This window comes from Methanobrevibacter sp., from assembly GCF_045611865.1.
In the GTDB taxonomy this organism is placed as follows: Archaea; Methanobacteriota; Methanobacteria; order Methanobacteriales; family Methanobacteriaceae; genus Methanocatella.
On record NZ_JAZKXX010000065.1, the window covers coordinates 1 to 20,461 of the forward strand.

Annotated in this window: 17 protein-coding genes and 1 pseudogene; 11 read left to right on the forward strand and 7 right to left on the reverse strand. The window is 32.4% G+C overall.

Annotated features, from left to right (window positions below; genetic code table 11):
* Positions 1–156 (reverse strand): annotated as a pseudogene (locus ACKI32_RS07390) (5,10-methenyltetrahydromethanopterin hydrogenase); the annotation flags it as partial.
* Between the two features lie 374 nt (positions 157–530).
* Here ACKI32_RS07390 and hmdC point away from each other — a divergent pair.
* The 5 genes from hmdC to ACKI32_RS07415 all read left to right on the forward strand — a co-directional run bounded on the left by hmdC (position 531) and on the right by ACKI32_RS07415 (position 5,422).
* Positions 531–2,027, forward strand: a complete 1,497-nt coding sequence (gene hmdC, locus ACKI32_RS07395; RefSeq protein ID WP_407415006.1) for a 5,10-methenyltetrahydromethanopterin hydrogenase cofactor biosynthesis protein HmdC — start codon at positions 531–533, stop codon at positions 2,025–2,027.
* Positions 2,028–2,487: 460 nt separating this feature from the next.
* Positions 2,488–2,838: a pilus assembly protein gene (locus ACKI32_RS07400; protein ID WP_407415008.1), complete on the forward strand. Its 351-nt coding sequence runs from the start codon at positions 2,488–2,490 to the stop codon at positions 2,836–2,838.
* A gap of 15 nt (positions 2,839–2,853) precedes the next feature.
* A complete protein-coding gene (locus ACKI32_RS07405; protein ID WP_407415010.1) occupies positions 2,854–3,864 on the forward strand; it encodes a molybdopterin-dependent oxidoreductase in 1,011 nt (336 codons plus the stop codon).
* Between the two features lie 4 nt (positions 3,865–3,868).
* Positions 3,869–5,008: a Coenzyme F420 hydrogenase/dehydrogenase, beta subunit C-terminal domain gene (locus ACKI32_RS07410; RefSeq protein ID WP_407415012.1), complete on the forward strand. Its 1,140-nt coding sequence runs from the start codon at positions 3,869–3,871 to the stop codon at positions 5,006–5,008.
* 9 nt (positions 5,009–5,017) lie between these two features.
* Entirely contained in the window at positions 5,018–5,422 is a 405-nt protein-coding gene (locus tag ACKI32_RS07415) for a hydrogenase iron-sulfur subunit (protein WP_407415014.1), read from the forward strand.
* A 1,116-nt stretch (positions 5,423–6,538) separates the two neighbouring features.
* On the opposite strand, the gene ACKI32_RS07420 is transcribed toward ACKI32_RS07415, so the two are convergent.
* The 3 genes from ACKI32_RS07420 to ACKI32_RS07430 all read right to left on the reverse strand — a co-directional run bounded on the left by ACKI32_RS07420 (position 6,539) and on the right by ACKI32_RS07430 (position 9,656).
* Positions 6,539–7,360, reverse strand: coding sequence for a nicotianamine synthase family protein (locus tag ACKI32_RS07420; RefSeq protein WP_407415017.1), 822 nt, complete (start codon positions 7,358–7,360; stop codon positions 6,539–6,541).
* Between the two features lie 190 nt (positions 7,361–7,550).
* Positions 7,551–7,865 carry a hypothetical protein gene (locus ACKI32_RS07425; protein WP_407415019.1) on the reverse strand — a complete coding sequence of 105 codons (315 nt, stop codon included), beginning with the start codon at positions 7,863–7,865 and terminating at the stop codon, positions 7,551–7,553.
* 12 nt (positions 7,866–7,877) lie between these two features.
* The gene (locus ACKI32_RS07430; RefSeq protein ID WP_407415021.1) at positions 7,878–9,656 is read right to left on the reverse strand and encodes a ribosome biogenesis/translation initiation ATPase RLI; all 1,779 of its coding nucleotides are present in this window, start codon (positions 9,654–9,656) and stop codon (positions 7,878–7,880) included.
* A 229-nt stretch (positions 9,657–9,885) separates the two neighbouring features.
* On the opposite strand from ACKI32_RS07430, the gene ACKI32_RS07435 reads away from it, so the two are divergent.
* From ACKI32_RS07435 to ACKI32_RS07455, 5 genes are read left to right on the forward strand one after another with little or no spacing between them, the layout of a single operon-like run.
* Positions 9,886–10,719, forward strand: a complete 834-nt coding sequence (locus tag ACKI32_RS07435) for a hypothetical protein (protein ID WP_407415023.1) — start codon at positions 9,886–9,888, stop codon at positions 10,717–10,719.
* A gap of 6 nt (positions 10,720–10,725) precedes the next feature.
* A complete protein-coding gene (pth2, locus tag ACKI32_RS07440) occupies positions 10,726–11,064 on the forward strand; it encodes an aminoacyl-tRNA hydrolase (RefSeq protein ID WP_407415025.1) in 339 nt (112 codons plus the stop codon).
* A 44-nt stretch (positions 11,065–11,108) separates the two neighbouring features.
* Positions 11,109–11,777: a delta 1-pyrroline-5-carboxylate synthetase gene (locus ACKI32_RS07445; RefSeq protein WP_407415027.1), complete on the forward strand. Its 669-nt coding sequence runs from the start codon at positions 11,109–11,111 to the stop codon at positions 11,775–11,777.
* A 1-nt stretch (position 11,778) separates the two neighbouring features.
* Positions 11,779–11,940: a zinc finger domain-containing protein gene (locus ACKI32_RS07450; RefSeq protein ID WP_116670085.1), complete on the forward strand. Its 162-nt coding sequence runs from the start codon at positions 11,779–11,781 to the stop codon at positions 11,938–11,940.
* A 22-nt stretch (positions 11,941–11,962) separates the two neighbouring features.
* On the forward strand, positions 11,963–12,232 hold the full coding sequence (locus ACKI32_RS07455; RefSeq protein ID WP_407415029.1) for an elongation factor 1-beta: 270 nt from the start codon (positions 11,963–11,965) through the stop codon (positions 12,230–12,232).
* Between the two features lie 207 nt (positions 12,233–12,439).
* Here the strand turns inward: ACKI32_RS07455 and ACKI32_RS07460 are convergent, their stop codons facing one another.
* Positions 12,440–16,543, reverse strand: coding sequence for an Ig-like domain repeat protein (locus tag ACKI32_RS07460; RefSeq protein ID WP_407415031.1), 4,104 nt, complete (start codon positions 16,541–16,543; stop codon positions 12,440–12,442).
* Positions 16,544–17,295: 752 nt separating this feature from the next.
* Here ACKI32_RS07460 and ACKI32_RS07465 point away from each other — a divergent pair.
* A complete protein-coding gene (locus ACKI32_RS07465; protein ID WP_407415033.1) occupies positions 17,296–18,012 on the forward strand; it encodes a DUF4012 domain-containing protein in 717 nt (238 codons plus the stop codon).
* Between the two features lie 16 nt (positions 18,013–18,028).
* Here ACKI32_RS07465 and ACKI32_RS07470 read toward each other — a convergent pair whose 3' ends face one another.
* Together ACKI32_RS07470 and ACKI32_RS07475 are read right to left on the reverse strand one after the other, a co-directional pair.
* The gene (locus ACKI32_RS07470) at positions 18,029–18,940 is read right to left on the reverse strand and encodes a type II secretion system F family protein (protein WP_407415035.1); all 912 of its coding nucleotides are present in this window, start codon (positions 18,938–18,940) and stop codon (positions 18,029–18,031) included.
* Positions 18,941–18,948: 8 nt separating this feature from the next.
* Positions 18,949–20,352 carry a CpaF family protein gene (locus ACKI32_RS07475; RefSeq protein WP_407415037.1) on the reverse strand — a complete coding sequence of 468 codons (1,404 nt, stop codon included), beginning with the start codon at positions 20,350–20,352 and terminating at the stop codon, positions 18,949–18,951.
* Between the last annotated feature and the right edge of the window lie 109 nt (positions 20,353–20,461).

Consider the following 20,461-nt stretch of genomic DNA (forward strand, 5'->3'; position numbering starts at 1 on the left):
TTCTAATAATTCTGCACCCATTTCGATTGTGGAGTGGGTCATAGAAATGTTTTCTTTTCCGGTTGCTTCTGCAACTTCACAAGCTCTTGAGAAGTTGGTAATTCCACTTGCAGCATGTGTTCTGTAACATCCTGCACCTAAAATTGCTACTTTCATTTTTTTGTCTCCTTTTTTATGTACTTTTTTTAAATAATTATTTAAAAAAGTTTTACCACATGGTTTAAAGCATCATATTGCATTTTTTATTACTTAATTATGGTTTAGTATTCCATGTAGTAATATTTTTATATTAAAAAGTAGTATTATTTAAATCTTTACATTGTCCTTTTTTTAGTATTATTTTTTATATTATTTTTTCTTTTTTAGTAATACTCGTATTACTTTATTTATAAACTAATTTTATTTAGTAATACTTTTATTTTTTAATAATATTGTCTTAAAATAGTTTTAGGTTCGCCTTAATAGAAAGTTATTTATTAAAGTTATTACTGAAAATATAATAATTATTATTATAGTTGGAGTAAATTTTCATGTATGATTTAATTAAAAAAGCTGTTCATGATGATGAAGCAGCAATCGAAATATCAAAAATGGATAAGGATGTAACTTCTGTTGTTGATGCAATTTCAGAGCTTTCCCTAGAAGAAACAATGAAGTTAGGAATGCAATTCAAAAGATTTCCATTAGGATGTGACTTAACAGAAGTGGTCGCAGGAACTTGCGCTTCAGATTTGGAGTTAATGGAATTATTGGGAAATTGCCGATTGGCAGACATGATTGGAGCACCAATTCACATATGTGCATATGCATTTTCAGATATAGCTGAAAAGTTCGGGATGCGTGGTGTTGAAGTGATGCAGAAGGTACATGAAATTGTTGATGTGCCTCTTGATTTGGATCACTTTGGTGAAAATGGTGCAATGAGACTTCCAAAAAATATCAGTGGATGTGGTGGGGAGTGCTATAATAAAGGTCCTGCATTTACTGAATGTCCAAGGGGAAGAATCCATGAAAGATTAATTGACAAGGAACTCGCTGAAAAAGACGATAAGGAGCAATGGGTTAAATTATCTTCATCCGTTGCAGTAAACGTTACATCAGAACAAACAGGTGATGGACATGCAGCTCCATTAAGAGAAGCAGAAGACATTGCAAATTTGGCTAAAAAATATGGCAGGGGTTTGGAATCAATCATGTTTGTTGGTGATGGTTATGATGAGGTAATCACCGGTTTTGAAAAATCTATTGAGATTGGTGCTGATGTGATTGTAGTTGAAGGAGGTCCTTTTAATAGATGTGAAAATGCAACTGAAGGATTTGCAAAAACAATTGCAGCTGCAAGAATATTGTCTCCAGGAAAAGTTGTAGCCACTAATGGTGCTTATGAACATGAGGTAAGGGCAGGTCTTAGAACTGGCCTAAATATGATAATTACAGGTTTTCCAAAAAATCATCATGGATATATGTGTGGATATGAGCCTGGAACCGCAAGAAGAGGAAAATTCGGACTTCCAAGAGTAATTCAAATTATCAATGAGGAATTCCCGAATCGTGGTCTTCCAGTTCAAAAGCATGATTTGTTATCATTGGCCACTGCAGTTAAAATTGCAGGTCCCGATTACGTTTATCCAAGAAAGATAGGGTCTTATCATGTGGGTGATGCACATTGGGCCACATTGGTAAATTCAAGAATGTATCAGAACATTGAATTAAAACATACTTTAAGCGATATTGTTGATTTGGCTGATGGAAATACAATCGCACTTCATGGCGGAAGGTTTATTTCATGGGTAATTGCTAATGAATTAGATAAACATGTTGATGAAATTATAATTTCAGATGTTGATGATTGGGTATTGAAAAACACTGTTGATAACTTGCAAGGTGCTTTAAATGCAACAATCATTGGTGAAAGTGATGATAAAGTCGCTGCCGAAAGTGCCGACTTTTCAATTGCATCCTCAACAATGATTCCAGTTAAGGAGAATATTTTGAAGAATGTGCCTGATGCATTGACAATAGTATAAATAATAATTTTTTATAAAAAAGTATGTTTTCAAGTAGTATTATTTTATAAAAAAGTATTACTACTTTTTACTTCATACTTTCACTATTTTTTTTAAATATTAAAACAATTTAAACGCTAATTTTTCAATTTTACTCCAATATTTTCATTAGTTTGGATAAATAATCATTAATATTCTTCTTTTTTCAGTTTAAATTTATTTAATTATTTTTTACAATTATTAATCATTATTAGAAAACTCTTAATAATGTTTATTTTAGTTATTATCAACATATATGCAATTTATTTTTTATTAAAATCATTATAATAGCTTAATTTTATGAAAATCGTTGAATTTGAAGAGTAATACTTTAACAACATTTATATACTTATTACTTGTGACAAGTGTATAGATTATTTGAATTAATTTTATTAATTTTGATAATTTGGAGATTATTTAATAAATAATTGGAGAGAGTAGTGTGGAAATTACTGTAGAAAAGATAGCTATGATTAGAGAAAATTACAATCCTAAAAATACAAATTTAAATTTGGATATTGATTGGTCAGTCGAGTATACAAACACTGATCAAAGAGCTATAAAATATGACATTATTTTAAAATCAGCCAATTACTTCAATTTAAATTTTAAACTTGCAGGATTAGTTAAATTGGGGGATTTTGAAAGTTTTGTTCAGCAAGAATGCTCTCAAATAATTTTCCATCATGCATGTGATTTGTTAATGAAGATGTTTTCATTAACTAGACAATCAGATTATAAGCTAATAAATGAGGATATTGGTTCTGCAGTTAATTTAAATGCTGCTTTATAAATTTGGTGATGTATTATGTTTGAAATTAAACACACGTTATGCCCATCATGTAGTGTTGGTTGTGGTATAAATGTGATTTTAGATAATGAAGAAATTGTTGGAACATTTCCATATAAAAGACATCCTATAAATGAAGGGAAGAATTGTTCAAATGGAAGGGCTTCTGTTGAAAACGTTGATGATGACTTTTCATTTGATTTAAAAGTATTAAATGATGTTATTGGCAAATTAAAATCTGCCAATAATGAAAAAATCACTGTTATTTTTTCAGGAAATAATTCTAATGAAGATTTAGAGGCAATTAAATCTTTATGTGAATCTAAAGGTTTTAATATTTTAGCATATGATAATAATTTGAAAAATTTCGAGTCTGTGGTTTCATATGATGATGTTGAAAATGCCTCAAAACTTTTTGTAATTGGAAATATCTTATATGAAAATCCATTAATTGGAAGACGCATTGTTCGCGCTAAAGAAAATGGTGCTAAAATATATGTTAATGATGATTTAGAAGGTACTCCAACCGCAAATATCTCTGATGAATTTACGTCTGGTTCTGTTAAAGAATTTTTAGAAAATAATGATTTTGATGATGAATCTATAATCATATTTAATAAAGTTGATTCTTTTGAGGATTTGGATTTGATTGAAAGTGCAAATTCTAAATTATTGCCAGTTTACAGTAAATCTAATTCAAAAGGAGCTTTAGATTTAGTTGAAGCCATGTCAAAAGAAGATGCATTGGAATTATTGGGCAATACTGAAGTTTTACTTGTTTTCAATGAGGATGTTGTAAACGAATTTGATTTCGATTTTAAATCAATATCTCAAGTTATTACATTCACTCCATCTAATAATGACACAACCGAAATTTCTGATTTTGTCATTCCAATTAAATCATGGTTAGAGTCAGATGGATCATTTACAAATGCTGAAGGATTAACCCAAGAATTTAGTTCAGTCTGTGAATCTGATAAAATGGGCATTGTGGAAATCATTGAAAAAATAAATGGTGAGTTGGAGTGATTTTATGAGTTATATTTTAGCTAAATCTAAAGATAGTGCAATCTATGAAGCTGGTGAATGTGGAGGCGCTGTAACAAGTATTTTCAAATATTTATTGGATGAGGGTATGGTTGATGGTGTTTTGGCATTACGTCCTGGAGATGATATATATGATGGTGTTCCAACATTTATAACTGATTGTGAAGATTTAATTTCAACTGCAGGGTCTTATCACTGTGCTCCTACTATGGTGGGCGACATCATTCAAAAATATTTGGCTGATAAAAAAATTGCTGTGGCAGTTAAACCATGTGATATAAGATCCATTCAAGAATTGATTAAAAGACATAAAATCGACCCGGACAACATTTATACAGTTGGTTTAAATTGTGGAGGAACCGTATCTCCTGTCACTGGACGTAAAATGATTGAATTATTTTATGATATTAATCCGGATGATGTTGTAAGTGAGGAAATTGATAAAGGCCAATTCATTGTTGAACTTGCAGACGGCAGTGAAAAAGGTGTTAAAATCCACGAATTAGAACATGAAGGATATGGAAGACGTAACAACTGTCAAAGATGTGATGTAAAAATCCCTAGAAAAGCAAACATTGCTTGCGGTAACTGGGGCGCTGAAGATGGATGGACTTTCATTGAAATAAATGATGATAAAGGTCAGGAATTAATCGACGGTGCAAAAAGTGCAGGAATTCTTGAAACCAAAAATGCATCAGAACAATCAATCGAGGCAAGATCAAAAGTAGAGGGCATCATGATTAAGATGGCTAAAAAAGCCCAAGATGCCAAATTCGGGGATGCTGAAGATATGGAAGCATGGAAAAGATGCATTGGATGCTATGCTTGCAGAGACATCTGTCCGATATGCTGGTGTTATGAAAATTGTGAATTGAACAAGGCATACTTCAAAGATGAACTTAACATTCCACCAGAACCAATTGCATTTCAGGGAGTTAGGCTCTCTCACATGAGTTTCAGTTGTTGTGACTGCGGTCAATGTGATGATGTCTGTCCGATGGATATTCCTGTTTCATTGATTTTTGATAAATTGCAGAAAAAATATTACGATAGGACTGGTTATGTAGCTGGAGTTTCAGATGATGTTAAACCTCCATTATATAGTCCAGATAAAGTTGAATTATGAGGTGGTTTGATGTCTGATGATATAAAAATTGTAGGATTATTATGTAACTGGTGTTGTTATGGTGGTGCAGATACTGCAGGTACTGCACGTATGCAATATCCGCCTAATGTTAGAATCATTCGTGTGATGTGTTCTGGAAGAATTAATCCATCCATGATCTTTAAAGCATTTGAAGATGGTGCTGATGGAGTATTTGTAGGAGGTTGTCATATTGGTGATTGCCATTATGATGCTGGTAACTACAAATGGTCTAGAAGAGCAAAAATTGTTCAAGATATTATCGAAGAATTTGGAATTGAAAAAGAAAGGTTCCGTTTCGAATGGATTTCCGCATCTGAAGGTGAAAAATTCCAAAAAACAATGGATGAATTCCATAAAACTCTCTCTAAATTGGGTCCATTGGAATTAAAATAGTAAAAAAATAGTCAAGCCATAGGTAAATAGCTATTTAATAATGGCTATTTACTTTCACTTTAAGTGTCTTTCTAAGATTAGTGAGATAATAATTACTAATGTTAGAAAGATAGTTAAAATAGAGAATATTTTGATTATTTTTCGATTAGTTATCTTGATATTGATAAAATTCATCATTAGCCTAGAGTAATGTTGATTGTTGGCATAACCAGTTGATTTTACTCATTTTTCTCCATCAATATTGGGTTAATTAATAAAATAAAAAAGAGATTTATATATTTATATATGGGTTTCTTTCACTGTCTACAATAGCTATTAAAGCAATCTTCACTCCTCAAGACTTTAATAGCTATTTTTTTAATAAAATTATGGTGTTTGGCAGTTGATCTTAGGATTATTGTGTAAAGTATAATATTTTTTTATAATTTTTTATTATTTTATGTAGTATTATTTTAATAAAAAGTATTACTTTTTTTTATTTCCCAATTTCCAATAATTTCAACTGTTTTGAGAGCATATAGCAGATTATTTCATTAAATATTTTAATTTCATATATTATTTTGATAAATGATGTGTTTGATTATTTATTTTTAAATTTAAACGGATTTTAGGAAGTTTAGCGATTATTAATTTTTATTAATTGGGCTTAATAAGAACTTATTTTTAACTATAATTAATTTTTAATCGTTTAATTTTTATATGAGGAATATTTGATTATCTGTTAATAATTTAGCCTATAATTTAAAGAGTAATACTTTAATAACATTTATATGATTATTACTATTTACTATATTATAGATTATCAGATACTCTCTGATAATCTTAATATGCCACAACCTCAATTTAGAAATTAGGTCATATTATTTAAGTAAATAGCATCATGCTATTTACACTCTATCTTTCAATTGTCTTTCTAAGATTAGTGAAATAATTACTTGTGTTAGAAAGATAGTTTTAATCGATTATCTTTCAATTGTCAATTTGTATTTAAATAGGTCTATAGTAAGATTTTTAATCAATTACATGTACCTATACATATTTGATGTAATTAAGTCTCTCTTATAGTTATTAAAGTATCTCCTCACTTTAATAACTATTAAGGCTTAAAACTAATTTTTAAACAATTTTTCTAATTAATACAGAAGTGTTGTTTGTTTTTCCGGTTGGCAATACCATAACTTCTTTATGGAATCCTCTGGTGTCCTTTTCAAGGACAGGAGCATATAAGATTGCTCTCATTCCAGTGTATGTTCTGTAAATCAATGGTTTGTCTTCATCAATCACTTCCCAGATGTTTGCAAATACTCTGTCTTTTGGCTCTGCAAGTGCAGCCACCATTAAAATATCATAATCAAGATCTTCTATTGAGTGTTCATCACCAGTTATGATTTTAATGTCATCATCAAGACCTAATTTTTTCAATACTTTTCTGGATAAATCTGCAACTTCTTCTTGAATTTCTATTCCAATACATTTACAGCCGTAAACCTGGTTAAACATTATTAATGTGATTGGAAGTGGTCCGCTTCCTAAAAATACGAAAGTTTTGCTTTCATTAAATTTAGCAAGTTGACTTTCATTGTTTAAAAGTCCAATGTATCTTTCATAAAATTGAAATGAATCTAAGGTTTCTTGAGGATTTTCAGATTCCAATATTTTTCTTGCATTTTCAGTTTCAAGTCTCGCACCGACATATACATAGAATTTACGAATCAATTTTAATGCTCTGTTCATTTTTTCATCATCAAGGATGTGTTTTGCAGAATCAAAATCTATTTCTCTGTCGTGAGCTATAATTTCCACTTCATCTAAAATGTCAATAATTTCGTTGATATCAACATCATCAAGTGCAGAATCTCCATATTTGTCTAAATCACCATAGCTTGAAAGTTTATCTGCGATTTCTTCTATTTTTCCCCAATATTTATAACAACTCATAAAAATCACTTTAACTTGTTTTTTATTAAAGTTTTATTTGAAGGAGTATATAAACTTTTTAAATTTAAAATAAAGTATTACAAACTCTTAAAAAATTACTATGACGAGTAATATTTTTTGTTAAGTGGTGATAGTGAGGTATTGGGAAAATTTGGTCATATAAGGATGTTTTAAAAGAATTGGGAGTTGATTATTCCAATTCTTTTCTCATGTCATTTGCAGCAACTATTAGAAGTATAGTCAATACAAGCCCAATTAGGCTTAATGTCCATATGATGGTAATGATTGCACAGATGACTACAAAAATCCATGTATTCTTGTTTTCCTGGAATCTGGTTGAAAGCAAGTATAATACTGCGGACATTATTATATAGAAAATGATGTTCAGGCTAAAACCGCTAATTCCAAAGATTGCTGTTGCAACAATGACCAATACTGCAACCAGCAGATAGAAATAGGAAATTCTCTTAACTAACTGCGCACCTTTTGTTCTATTTTCAAACATGAATTGCCTCCTTTAATCGGATAGGTAGTAATATTCGCCTTTTTCCTTTTGCTCACGGTCTTTATAACTGTCGAGCTTGTTGACCCTTGGCCTTTTTGTTTCTTTATCTCTTCTAAATGTAATGTTGAGGTTTCCTAAAAACTCATTCATTGCGCTTCTAAGGTCAGTCGGTTTTGAAGCATGACCGTTCAAACCAGGAACACCGTCAAACACCATTGCCCTATCAGAGATGTAATCGATAAAGACAATATCGTGATCAACGATAAGTGAAGCGGCATTTCTGCTTTCAACCATCTTACGGATTACACGGGCAGCTATCAACCTTTGCTCAACATCCAAAAATGCGGTAGGTTCGTCGAAAAGATAGATTTCAGCATCCTTTGAAAGTGTAGCGGCAATGGCCAATCTTTGAAGTTCTCCTCCACTTAAACCTTTAACAGGTTTGTCGAGCATTTCATTTAATGCGAATGGGTTCATTATTTCACTTTCAAAGATTTTGCTTCCGAAACTAGGTGCATTCATATATAAGAAGTCACTGACGGTTCCTTCAAAGTCGGTTACAATGTATTGTGGCTTGTATGCTATTGTTACTTCCTCATCAACTTCACCGGTAGTTGGCTCTTCAACGCCTGCAAGCATTTTTGCAAATGTGGTTTTACCGATACCGTTTGAACCGAATGCAGTTACAATCTCATCATAAAAGATTTCACCTTCATCGGCTGTTAACTTAAAGCCATCATAGTCTTTGCTTAAATCGGTATAACTTGCAAGTGCGTCCCCTTCATCTTCGGGAGTTGGTGGTCTTATTGTAAATTCAATTGCATTTTTTCTGATTCTTACGTTTTCCTCTGCCAAGAACCCTTTGATGTATGCATTGATACCTAAACGAACACCTTTTCTTCCGGATACAACACCGTATCCTCCGGGAGTACCGTATAGGATATGGATGTTGTCTGAAAGTGCATCTAAAGTTGCAAGGTCGTGTTCGATTACAAGAACGCTTTTACCTTCATCAGCCAAAGAACGAATAACCTTAACTGCATTCAACCTTTGTGATACGTCAAGCCAGGATGTAGGTTCGTCGAAGTAGTAGAAATCACCTTCCCTTAAGACGGTTGCAGCTATTGCAACCCTTTGAAGTTCCCCACCACTCAGGTTTTCCATGTTCCTGTCAAGGACATTTTCAAGCTGCAGTTCTTTTGTAACATAGTCAAGCTTGTCCCTTTCGTTTACGTTGTTAAGCAAGTCTCTAACTTTACCCTTTACAACTTTTGGAAGCTTGTCAACCATCTGTGGCTTTAGGATGGTTTTCACATTGCCTTCAGACAAGTCCCTAAAGTATTTTTGAAGTGCTGAACCCTTATAGTATTCAATGACATTGTCCCAGTTTTCAGGAGGATTTTCAAAGTCTCCAAAGTTAGGTATCAGGTTTCCAGCCAGAATGTTCATTATTGTGGATTTTCCGATACCGTTTTGACCTAAAAGTCCTAAAACTGTTCCTTCTTCTAAGCTTGGAAGTCCGAACAGTTCAAACTGGTTTTGGCCGAACCTGTGAATTGGATTATCGGCAGCTTCAGGTAAGTTAATAATTGTAATAGCATCAAATGGGCAACGATTTGTACAAATACCGCACCCTTCACATAATTCTTCTGATATCAACGGCTTTTTACTATCTTCATCAATTACGATGGTGTCCTCGTCCATTCTGACACCGGGGCAGTAATGGATACAAAGATAGTCACATTTTTTCGGTTGACATCTGTCTTTGTCTAAAATTGAAATACGAGTCATTATTATCTCCTTAAAAATATAATCATTAACATTTTTGTTAGTTCTATTTAATTAAAGTTTAGTTAAAAGTCCATTTTCGGCATTGTTTTGGGTTTGAAAAATTGATTTTGTTTTGTAAAATTTAGGCGAAAAATCCAATTTATTTAAGTTATAATGGTTTAATTTAAATATAAACTCTTTTTAAGTGTTTTTAACAGATTATATTTAATTAAATTAGGAGGTTAATTCCATGGCTGAATTTCAGGAAGACATGATTTTCAAAAATGTCTCTGATGAGGATGCAAGTATTCTATTGGAGATTCTGGGGATTGAATCTGAAAAGGTTAAAGTTTGGACTAAAGAGTTAAGACACATTGACCCGACAAATTACCGGCCGGATTTGATTCTTCAGTTGGACAACGAAAACCTAATTGTCGAGTTTCAAAGCACTCTTGTTGACGATAAGTTTTCAAGAAGAGCACATTCCTATGTTGCAATAACTGACCAACATAAGAAAAATGATAAAGAAGTAAATTTAGCAGTTCTAAGCACAGCTGAAGATTCAAAAATAGTTGAATACAAATACAACAAATTAAATTCATTCAGATATGTTGTAGTTGGTTTGAATGATTTAAACAGTGGTGAAATTATAAATACTGTTGAAAATAAACTTAAATATAAGGAAACTCCCACTAGTAAAGAGATTATATTATTATCTTTAGTTCCATTAAGTAAAAAAGATTCTAATATTGCTGATTATATTGATAAAGTTGTTAAAATTATGTCAAAATTAAAAAATTTAACAATTTCTCAGCTGAATCTGGCTTTAGGAATAATGTGGTTAACGACTGACAAATTTGTTGATGATGTTTTATTGAGAAATATAATTTGTGATATGTTAGGTGATAGGATGAGTTTGATGCATGAATATGGTGAGAATAAATATGAGCAAGGTTTTGAGCAAGGTGAAGAAATGCTTATTGCTAAATTGTTAAAAGCTGGAGATGATCCCGAAAGTATCGCTCAAAAATCTGAAATTCCATTGGATAAAGTTCTTGAAATTAAAGAAAAACATAACTTATGAGATATTATGAAACAGGTAATGATTGTCAGAACAGATTTGAAAATGCGCAAGGGAAAGATTGCAGCCCAATGTTGTCATGGATCCATTGGAGCATATAAAAAATCTCCTGCAGAAAAGATTAGAAAATGGGAAAATGAAGCTTATGCTAAGGTAGTTTTGAAAGTCCAGACAAAAGAAGAGTTGATTGAACTTAAAAAATTGGCCGATGAAAATGGTATTGTCAATTATTTGGTAGTTGATGCTGGAAGAACTCAGATACCTACATCAAGCATTACAGTTTTGGCACTTGGTCCAGATGAGGACAAAATTATTGATGAAGTGACTGGCGATTTGAAACTTTTATAGTCAAACCATCATTTAATGATACTTACTTTTAATTAAACAGGGTCGTGATTTCTATCATAAAACAGGTTGTAAAGATTGGGGGAAGTCTGTTTCCAGATTATGCAATAGATTTGGCAAAAAGGTTAGAAAACACCAATTCATGCATAGTTTTGGGTGGAGGAGAATTTGCAAACTTAATTAGAAAATACGATAATGAAATCAACTTCACAGAAGAAACCAACCATTGGACAGCTATTGATTGTATGGATATCATAGCCAAACTTGTCAACGATAAGGTTGACTCAACAAAACTTGCATATTCAATAAATGATGTAAATCAAATTGCAGATGAAGGTTTCACTCCAATTTTTGTAGTTTCCGAGTTTTTAAAGACAGAAAATCCATTTAAATGCAGCTGGGATGTGACTTCAGATTCGATTGCAGCATACATTTCACACCTTCTAAATGCAAAGCTTTTAATAGTAACAAATGTAAATGGTATATATACCCAAGAACCGAAAGAGCCAGGTTCAACATTCATAAGTAAAATCGATGCAACAACATTACTAACTTTTCAAGAGTCATCGATTGATGTAATGTTACCGTCTCTTTTATTAGAGTTTGGGACTAATTGTTATGTAGTAAACGGAAAATATCCCGAAAGGGTCTTATCTCTTATAGATGATAATGTAAATGATTATAATTTCGATTACACAAAAATAATAGGTGAATAAAATGAAAACTGTAGAATGTATTTCATGTAAACAAGAAATTCCATTAACCGGACCATTCGTTGAATTCGAATGTCCTATTTGTGGAGCAAAAATCGCAAGATGTGAAAAATGTCGTACCTTTGGTCACGCTTACAAATGTGAATGTGGTTTTGAAGGACCATAGATATTAAAATGGAGGAATTAGAATGGGTGAAGTATTAACAACTATGAAAATCATGCCAGACAGTCCAGAAGTAGATTTAGATGCTATTAAAGCAACTATCGAAAGTTCAATGCCTGAAGGCGCTAGAATCCACGAAATTTCAGAAGAACCAATTGCATTTGGTTTAGTTGCTGTTATCTTAAACTTCATCACCGAAGATGGTGAAGGTGGATCTGAACCTGTTGAAGAAATGGTTTCAGCTATTGATGGTGTTGCAAGTATTGAAATTACTGGTGTTGGAAGATTAATGTAAATTGATTTTCCACTAATTTTTTTTTATTTTTAAGAATAATTAATGGAGTTATTCAATAATTGATAACTCTTGCTTTTTTTTAATTTTAAGATATTTTTTTATAAGAATAATTTTAATTAGTTTTTTTAGCAACTTAAATGGTTGCCTACATATTTTGTGATGGAAAATAATATTCAAAAAAAGAAATGGGGTAGATGCGAATTGCATCTACTTGGTTACAATTTTAACTTTTTTATATGCTTTGTTGAAGTAATCGTTACCTTTGAATTTAATTGCAGCAGTGAATGTACCTTTTTTACTTAATTTAGTAATTTTAAAGATAGCTTTACCATTAGCATTGGTAGTTGCTGAATAGGTCACACCATTAACTCTTAAGGTAACTTTAGCTTTTTTAACTACATTTTTACCTGCTTTTAATATTACTGCGTATTTTTTAGGGGATGTGGTAGTTTTAAATGCTTTATTCTTAGCAGTGAATTTTGGAGTTGCTTTTGTAATAACGAAGCTATATGATTTAGAAGCAGGTTTGTAAATTGCATCTCCGTTGAATTTTGCAGTAAACTTGTATGTGTCAGGAACAAGGTTAGCAGCAATAGTCACTGTAGCTTTACCATTAGCATTGGTAGTAGCGTTATATTCTTTTTCATTTAAAACAACAACAACATCACCTTCAATTGGTGCATTGTCAGCACCAGTTAAAGTGATAGTTATCTTACCATTGTTTAAGTATACCACATTAACATTGGCAGAGGCAATTTTTGAAGCAACTTTATTCACGGTAAAGTTAACATATACTAACTCGTCAGTGTAGTTTTCATTACCTCTAAATAGTACTCCTGCGATTTTATCTCCAGAAGTTAACTTGACAATAGGAACCATAGCAATACCATTTTCAACAGTGAAGCTAACAACGTTGCTTCCAACTTCCAAATTATAATTGCCATCAACTGAAGATTTAACAGTAAGCGCATTGTCTAAAGTAGTAATGTCATCAATAGTCACATCTAATTTTGGCGCAACTTTAGTGACATAGAATTCCTTAATAACTTCAGTAGCGACATAGTTGTTGTCTGCGGCAAATGTTATGGTTGCGTTGTGTTTTCCTACTGGTAATTGGTAAATTGTCATGCTAGGTGTTGAAACAGCACCGTAGTCTTCACCGTCAATATAGTAGTTCATATCTCCTGTGTAGTCGCTAGGGACTGTGACATTAATCCAGATGTCCTCACCATATGGGATACTGTCAGCTACAACAACAGTAGGGTTTAAAGGACCTTGAGTAATGGTGAAATTCTTATTAAATTCGCAAGCGACATAGTTGTTGTCTGCGGCAAATGTTATGGTTACGTTGTGTTTTCCTGTTGGTAATTGGTAAATTGTCATGCTAGGTGTTGAAACAGCGCCGTAGTCTTCACCGTCAATATAGTAGTTCATATCTCCTGTGTAGTCGCTAGGGACTGTGACATTAATCCAGATGTCCTCACCATATGGGATACTGTCAGCTACAACAACAGTAGGGTTTAAAGCAGCTTGGGTAATAGTGAAATTCTTATTATAATCTGCAGCAGCAGCATAATTACCGTCAGCAGCAAATGTTATGGTTACGTTGTGTTTTCCTGCAGGTAATTTATTAATGGTCATGCTAGGAGTTGAAACAATACCATAATATCCACCATCAACATATAAGTTCATATTACCAGTGTAATCACTAGGAACACTAACCTTAAGTATAATAGCATCACCATAAGCAATACTTTCTGCTAGAGTAACAGTAGGGTTTAAAGCAGCTTGGGTAATAGTGAAATTCTTATTAAATTCACAAGCAACATAATTACCATCAGCAGCAAATGTTATGGTTACGTTGTGTTTTCCTGTTGGTAATTGGTAAATTGTCATGCTAGGTGTTGAAACAGCGCCGTAGTCTTCACCGTCAACATAGTAGTTCATTTTACCAATGTAGTCGCTAGGGACTGTGACATTAATCCAGATGTCATCACCATAAGCAACGCTGTCTGCTATAGTAACTGTAGGGTTTAAAGCATTAGCTGTGACAGTTACTTTATTAGTAACTCCGTCAGCTAAATAAAATCTATTTCCTTTATTGTCACCGAATTTTATTGTATAAGTGCCTGCATTTACATTAGGAATTGTTGTAACAAAGTTATTGTTGTTATCAAGAACATCATCGGCATATTTATTATAATCTAAGAATATGCTTAAATTGTGGATGGTATTTACTCCAATATCGCCTAATGTACCATTAATTTTTAAAGCACTACCATAAGTGATGTTATCTGCATTAACTGTACCAGTAAGGAATTTGAATGTACAATCAGTTACATCTAATGAAGCATCTTTGTTTACATCAGTAGGAGTTATGAGGTCACCTGCTAAGAATGCTACTTGTAATTTTGAAGGGTCAAATACTTTGCCTCCATCTATTACGTCACTTGAATTCCATTTTAACCTATAATCAGTCATTCCTAAATCATTAGGAACAGAAACAATACCAAAATCCTTTTCAAAAACGGTCCAAGCAAATTTAGCCTTACCTTCATATCCAAATAGAATAGTACCATTAAACTTATTCAGGTTTAAAACAATCCATGGGAATGTAGAATTCTGTTTAGCAGGGTCATGTGAATCATCAGTCCAAGCAGACTTTGCAGACAACCAACTGTGACCAGCAACAGGGGTGGTTTTATCACGAATAGGATTGCCATCAGCATCAATAGCATCCTCACGAGGATATGCGGCATAATACTTATTCAAACCACTATTGCTATCGGCTAATTGGGCATTATAAGAAGCTTCATCTGAAATAACGGCGGCCTTACTTGTATCAATATTAGCAGGAATCATTATAACTTGTAATAGTGATAAATCAAATTCTTTACCGCCATCTATGACTTCACTAGTGTTCCATTTTAACCTATAATCAGTCATTCCTAAATCATCCGGAACGGAAATGATAGCCCAATCCTTTTCAACAACATTCCAAACAAATTTAGTTGCACCATTATATTTAAATACAAGTGCACCAGTAAATCTATTCAAATTATTTAAAGTAATCCAAGGGAAAGTAGAATTCTGAATAGCAGGGTCGTGGGGATTAACTGTCCAAGCAGATTTTGCAGACAACCAACTGTGGCCAGCAACAGGAGTATCTGGGTCACGAATAGGATTGCCATTAGCATCAATAGCATCTTCACGAGGATATGCAGTATAATACTTACTCAAAGCACTAGATGAATCATCTAACTGAGCATTGTAACTAGTTTCATTATTGATTAAACCAAAATTACTGCTATCGTCAAGATTACCTGGAATAAATAATACTTGTAATTTTGAAGGATCAAATACTTTATCTAGAGGGGTACCTGTATTCCATGCTAACCTATAATCAGTCATTCCTAAATCATTAGGAACAGAAAGAATACCATAATTTTTTTCAACAACATACCATGTGTATTTAACTTCACCATCATATCTAAATACAATTTCACCTGTGAAATTATTCATTTTTAAAGTAACCCATGGGAATGTTGAAGTTTCAGAAGGATCAGTAGCGGCGGATATAGCAGATTCCCAACTGTGCCCCACGATTTTAGGGGTTGCAGTATGAACAGGATTTCCATCAATATCAACACCATCTTCTCTTGGCCAATTATAATAATATGAGTTTAATGCACTAGTTGGATTTTCTAATTGAGCATTGTAACTAGCTGCATCATTGATTACAGATACAAATGATTGTTCTTCTAAGGTATATATTGACCCACCAGTATTATTTATGAATATACAATTTTCAAGTGTTAATTTTCCAGAAGAATATATTGCACCACCAATACTAGCATTTCCATTTCTAAATTCAATATTTTTAAGAGTTACATCACGGAAAGTATCAACTTTAAAAATACGTGCAACATTTGCACCATCAATGTAATGGCCTTGACCATCAATAGTACAATCTTTATTAATTAATATGCCTTCAGTGTATCTTTCAGTATTGTTTTTACCATACCAGGTACCTGAATGCCAATCATCAAGTATATCAACAGTTTCATTATATTTATAATCATGTTCTAATTTAATTTCAGAACCGCCATTTTCGATGTCAGTTCTTAAATCTGTAAAAGACTTGACTTCTTCGCCTGTGGCGAGGGCATCATCTTGGTCAATTGATAATTTTTCATCACCAGCGGCACTAGCTACATCGTCACTGACTGTATCGGCAGCACTGGCAGCACCAATGATTAAAAGAAAAATTAAAGCAATTGAAATAAGAATGCCAAGTTTAATTTTCTTCATTAATTTTTCCTCCAAATTAATTCTTTTTATTAAAAATCATAATGTTGTTAACATATGCACATAAAATTTTATTTTAATTAATATATAAATTTGCTTATATGATTTTGCATTAAATTTTATTATAATTAAACATTTTCATATAAAAAGATAATTTTTATAAATATAATTTAATAATATGATCGTGTTGTTAAAAAAATAATCAAAATCATTGGAATTTTTTCAATAGAATATTTAATTAATCTTTATACATTTTAAAAAATATTGATGCTTTGATGCAAAATTTTCAATTCTCATTTAAATCTAAAAATTTAGGCCTACCTAAAAAATTAGAAACATTTATATACTAAACTAAACTACATAACTAGTAGCGAGAAAAATTAGGTCTACCTAAAAAATCTAATTTTGATTGCAAGTATTGTCTTTGACAGTACGTACTCCGATTTGTTAGATTGGTCAATAACTCTCTTACTAGTTTAACAAAAAACATATAACTACTCTCAGGAAATTAAATATGTCTTCATATTTAATTTCAATCTCTCAATTTTAAAGGTTGTAAATTTATGGCTGAAAAAGTAAACAAATCAAAATGTTGTACAGCTACTAAAAAAGATACTAAAAAAGAAAAGGGTATTTTTCAAAAAATTTGGTGTTTCTTTTTTGGATGTAACTGTCACTAAATTCTATTTTTAATATATCTTTAAATAGGATGACTGAAAGATATTAACCTAATTAGATTATAGTAGGTCATTACTATGAAAAGAAGTCAGAAATTAATTATCATGATTTTACTTGTGATTCTGGTTGCGTTTATTGCAACAATTGCCAGTTTAATATTTTTAGGCAACACTACAGAGCTTAATCAAGGTGATAAAAACATTCTGGTATGCGCTATTGATGAAAGTGAAAACAGACCTGGAATGGGGGCATGTGATATGGCATTCATTGTTCACCTGGAAAACGGCACCCTTAAAAATTACTCAGCAGTTTATCCTGGGGGATTGACTCACCCGACTGCGGCTGAACCTCAAGAGGCCCAAGCACAGGGTGCAGGTTCAAAACTATTGCTTCACGATGCATTTTGGGATGCCGATAATGCCCAATCAATGCAGCTTGCAAAAGAAATCGTTGAAGTTAACACTGGCATTAAAATCGACTCTGTTGTTGCAATTAACAGTCAGGCATTGGATGCAATACTTGCAGCAGCCAGTCCATTGGACATCAACGGTGAACAAGTAACTGCAAGTGGTATTGATATTATCCGTGAAGAAGATTGGGGTAATGGAATGTCCAGGGGAGATGCAGTACTTGAAATAGTAAAAGCAGCTGCAAACTCTGCAAAAGACCCGGATAAAAAATCAGCAATGATTAAAGCAGCAATTGACCAATATTCAAAAGGAAATATTGTAATGGACCAACAAGGTGCATTTGCCGGATTGCTTGCATCAAAAGGAATTGATTCATTCTTTTAACCAATTCCTTAATTTTTCATATTTTAGGTTCTAATTTTTTAATAAACACTCCCATAAACAACACCACCATCGGGAAAAACAATGCATATATTATTAACAACATATCTGCAGATATAACATCACCCATAACTGTTGAACTGGCCATTAACATAATTAAACCAATCACAGGAGCTAGAATGGCTATAAAAGTGTAAATCAAAATAAAAGAATTCAGTCTTTGGGAATACTCTTTTAATTTGATTTGCATATCAAATGAAATATCTTTTGCAATAATTTCAAGATTGCCTGCAAGATTTCCTCCAACTCTTAAAGTTCCAACAATTTGTTGGATAGACCTTGTGAGGCCTTCAGATTTTATTCTATCGCTCATGTCAAGTAATGACTCTTCTGTTGACTTGCCGTATTTAATTTCTTCTAAAACTCTGCTGAACTCCCATGACAGTGATCCGTAATCGGCATTTTTAATTGTAATGAATGCATCATGAAGGCCTTTTCCGGACTTTAGTTCAATTCCCATGTGTCTTAAAGCATATGGGAGCTCCTGATTAATATCTGAGTAACTTCGCTCTTGTTTGATTTGGGGATATGCGAAAATAAAGATATAAATCATAACAATTATTGTTAAAAACATTCCGACAACTTCTAAACTGGCAAATAACATTAATAATGTAGAAATAATTAAAATAATTAAAATAGCCTGTTTATTTGCTAAATATTTAAGTAAAACTTCTCTTAAATTGTCCATTGGTGTTTTTTCCTTTTTTTGAATTTTCACCTCTTCAAATTTTAACCTGGAAAATATTTCTGCATTGATTTCCTTAGTTTTCCTTTCCCGTTTAAATTCAAAATTTTTAAAAGATAAGTTCTTAAAAAAATTAATGAAGCTTAAAACAATCCCTCCAATAAATATGAACATGTTATTTAACATATAATCACCTAATGGGTAAGAATTCTATTTAAAACTTTGCTTGGGTTTTTATAGTACAGTTCAATCACGCGATTGACATCACTTACCGAGCGAATATCCTGGTTAATCATGTGTTGTAAAACTAATTTTCTGTTTTCAATCTCACCGTAAAGTTGTGTTAGGGATTTTCCACTTACCTCTGCAATGTTGGTTAATGTTTGACTTGAAACCCCTACTTTTTCAATTGCATCTCTTTTGGGATTCCATTTGAAAATCCTATTTAATTGAATCGTATCACTTTCCATTCCAACAACTTCAACGACTTCACTGATTCGCCTATAAGACACTCCTGATGGGGTATAAATTCTATTCTGCATTATGATAAAATCAATTGCCTGAATCATTATCTTCGGAACTGACATGGGTTCTGTTGTAAGGCGTGTTATTGTTTCACGAGCACTATTTGAATGTAGTGTTCCAAAACCGGAATGTCCTGTATTCAATGCTGTAAAAAGGGTTATTGCCTCCTCTGCCCGAACTTCTCCAACAATAATTCTATCGGGTCTTTGCCTTAGGGAATTTTTGACTAAATCATTCATTGTCAGCTCTCCCTTGTTTTCAATGTTTGCGGGGCGGGTTTCCATACGGATGACATGTTCATGGGGAATTTGAAGCTCCAAAGTGTCTTCGATTGTTATGATTCTCTCTTTTGGGTTTATGAATGCGCAAAGTGCATTTAATGTGGTTGTTTTACCTGAACTTGTTCCTCCTGATATGATTGCATTTGCAGATTTTACTCCAAGCCCGTCGAAACACAGCCAGAAAAAGCCGGCAAGATCAATTGAAATGGTTTTGGACTTTATCAAATCAATGATGGTTAGAGGATCTCTTTTAAATTTGCGTATTGTAAGTGAAGGTCCATCAGCAGAAACCGGAGGTATTGTTGCATTGATTCTTGAACCATCAATTAATCTGCCGTCTAGAATTGGGGATTCCTGGTCAATTCGTCTGTTGATTTGTCTTGCAATTGTATCGATTAAATCCATTAACTCAGAAGTATTACTGAAACGGATGTTTGTCTTCATCATGCCATACTTTCTGTGGTGGACAAAAACAGGTTTATTAATGCCTATTATCATTATCTCTTCTAAATCATCATCTTGGATTAGAGGATCTATCTGTCCGTATCCTATAATGTCTCTTAGAAGTTTTTGTGATAATTGGTCTGAGTATTCTTTTGAAATATTTTCTTTTGTCGATAGGAAGTTTCTGATTTCAAGTAATAATTTGTCTTCACTTACTTGAAAGTTTTCATTTGAGTTCATTGCTATGTCTATTAGGTTTTCACGGATTTCTTCTAATATTGTCTTTTCTTTTGGAGTATAATCCTGTTTAACTACATCATATTGCGGAATAATCTCATTATTGCTCATTTTAAACCACCATTTTTTAATCGTATTTTATAGATTAGTAATACTAATTAATAAATTTTTATTACAAATGGTATCAATATTTTTAATACAAATCAATTATAAATCATAA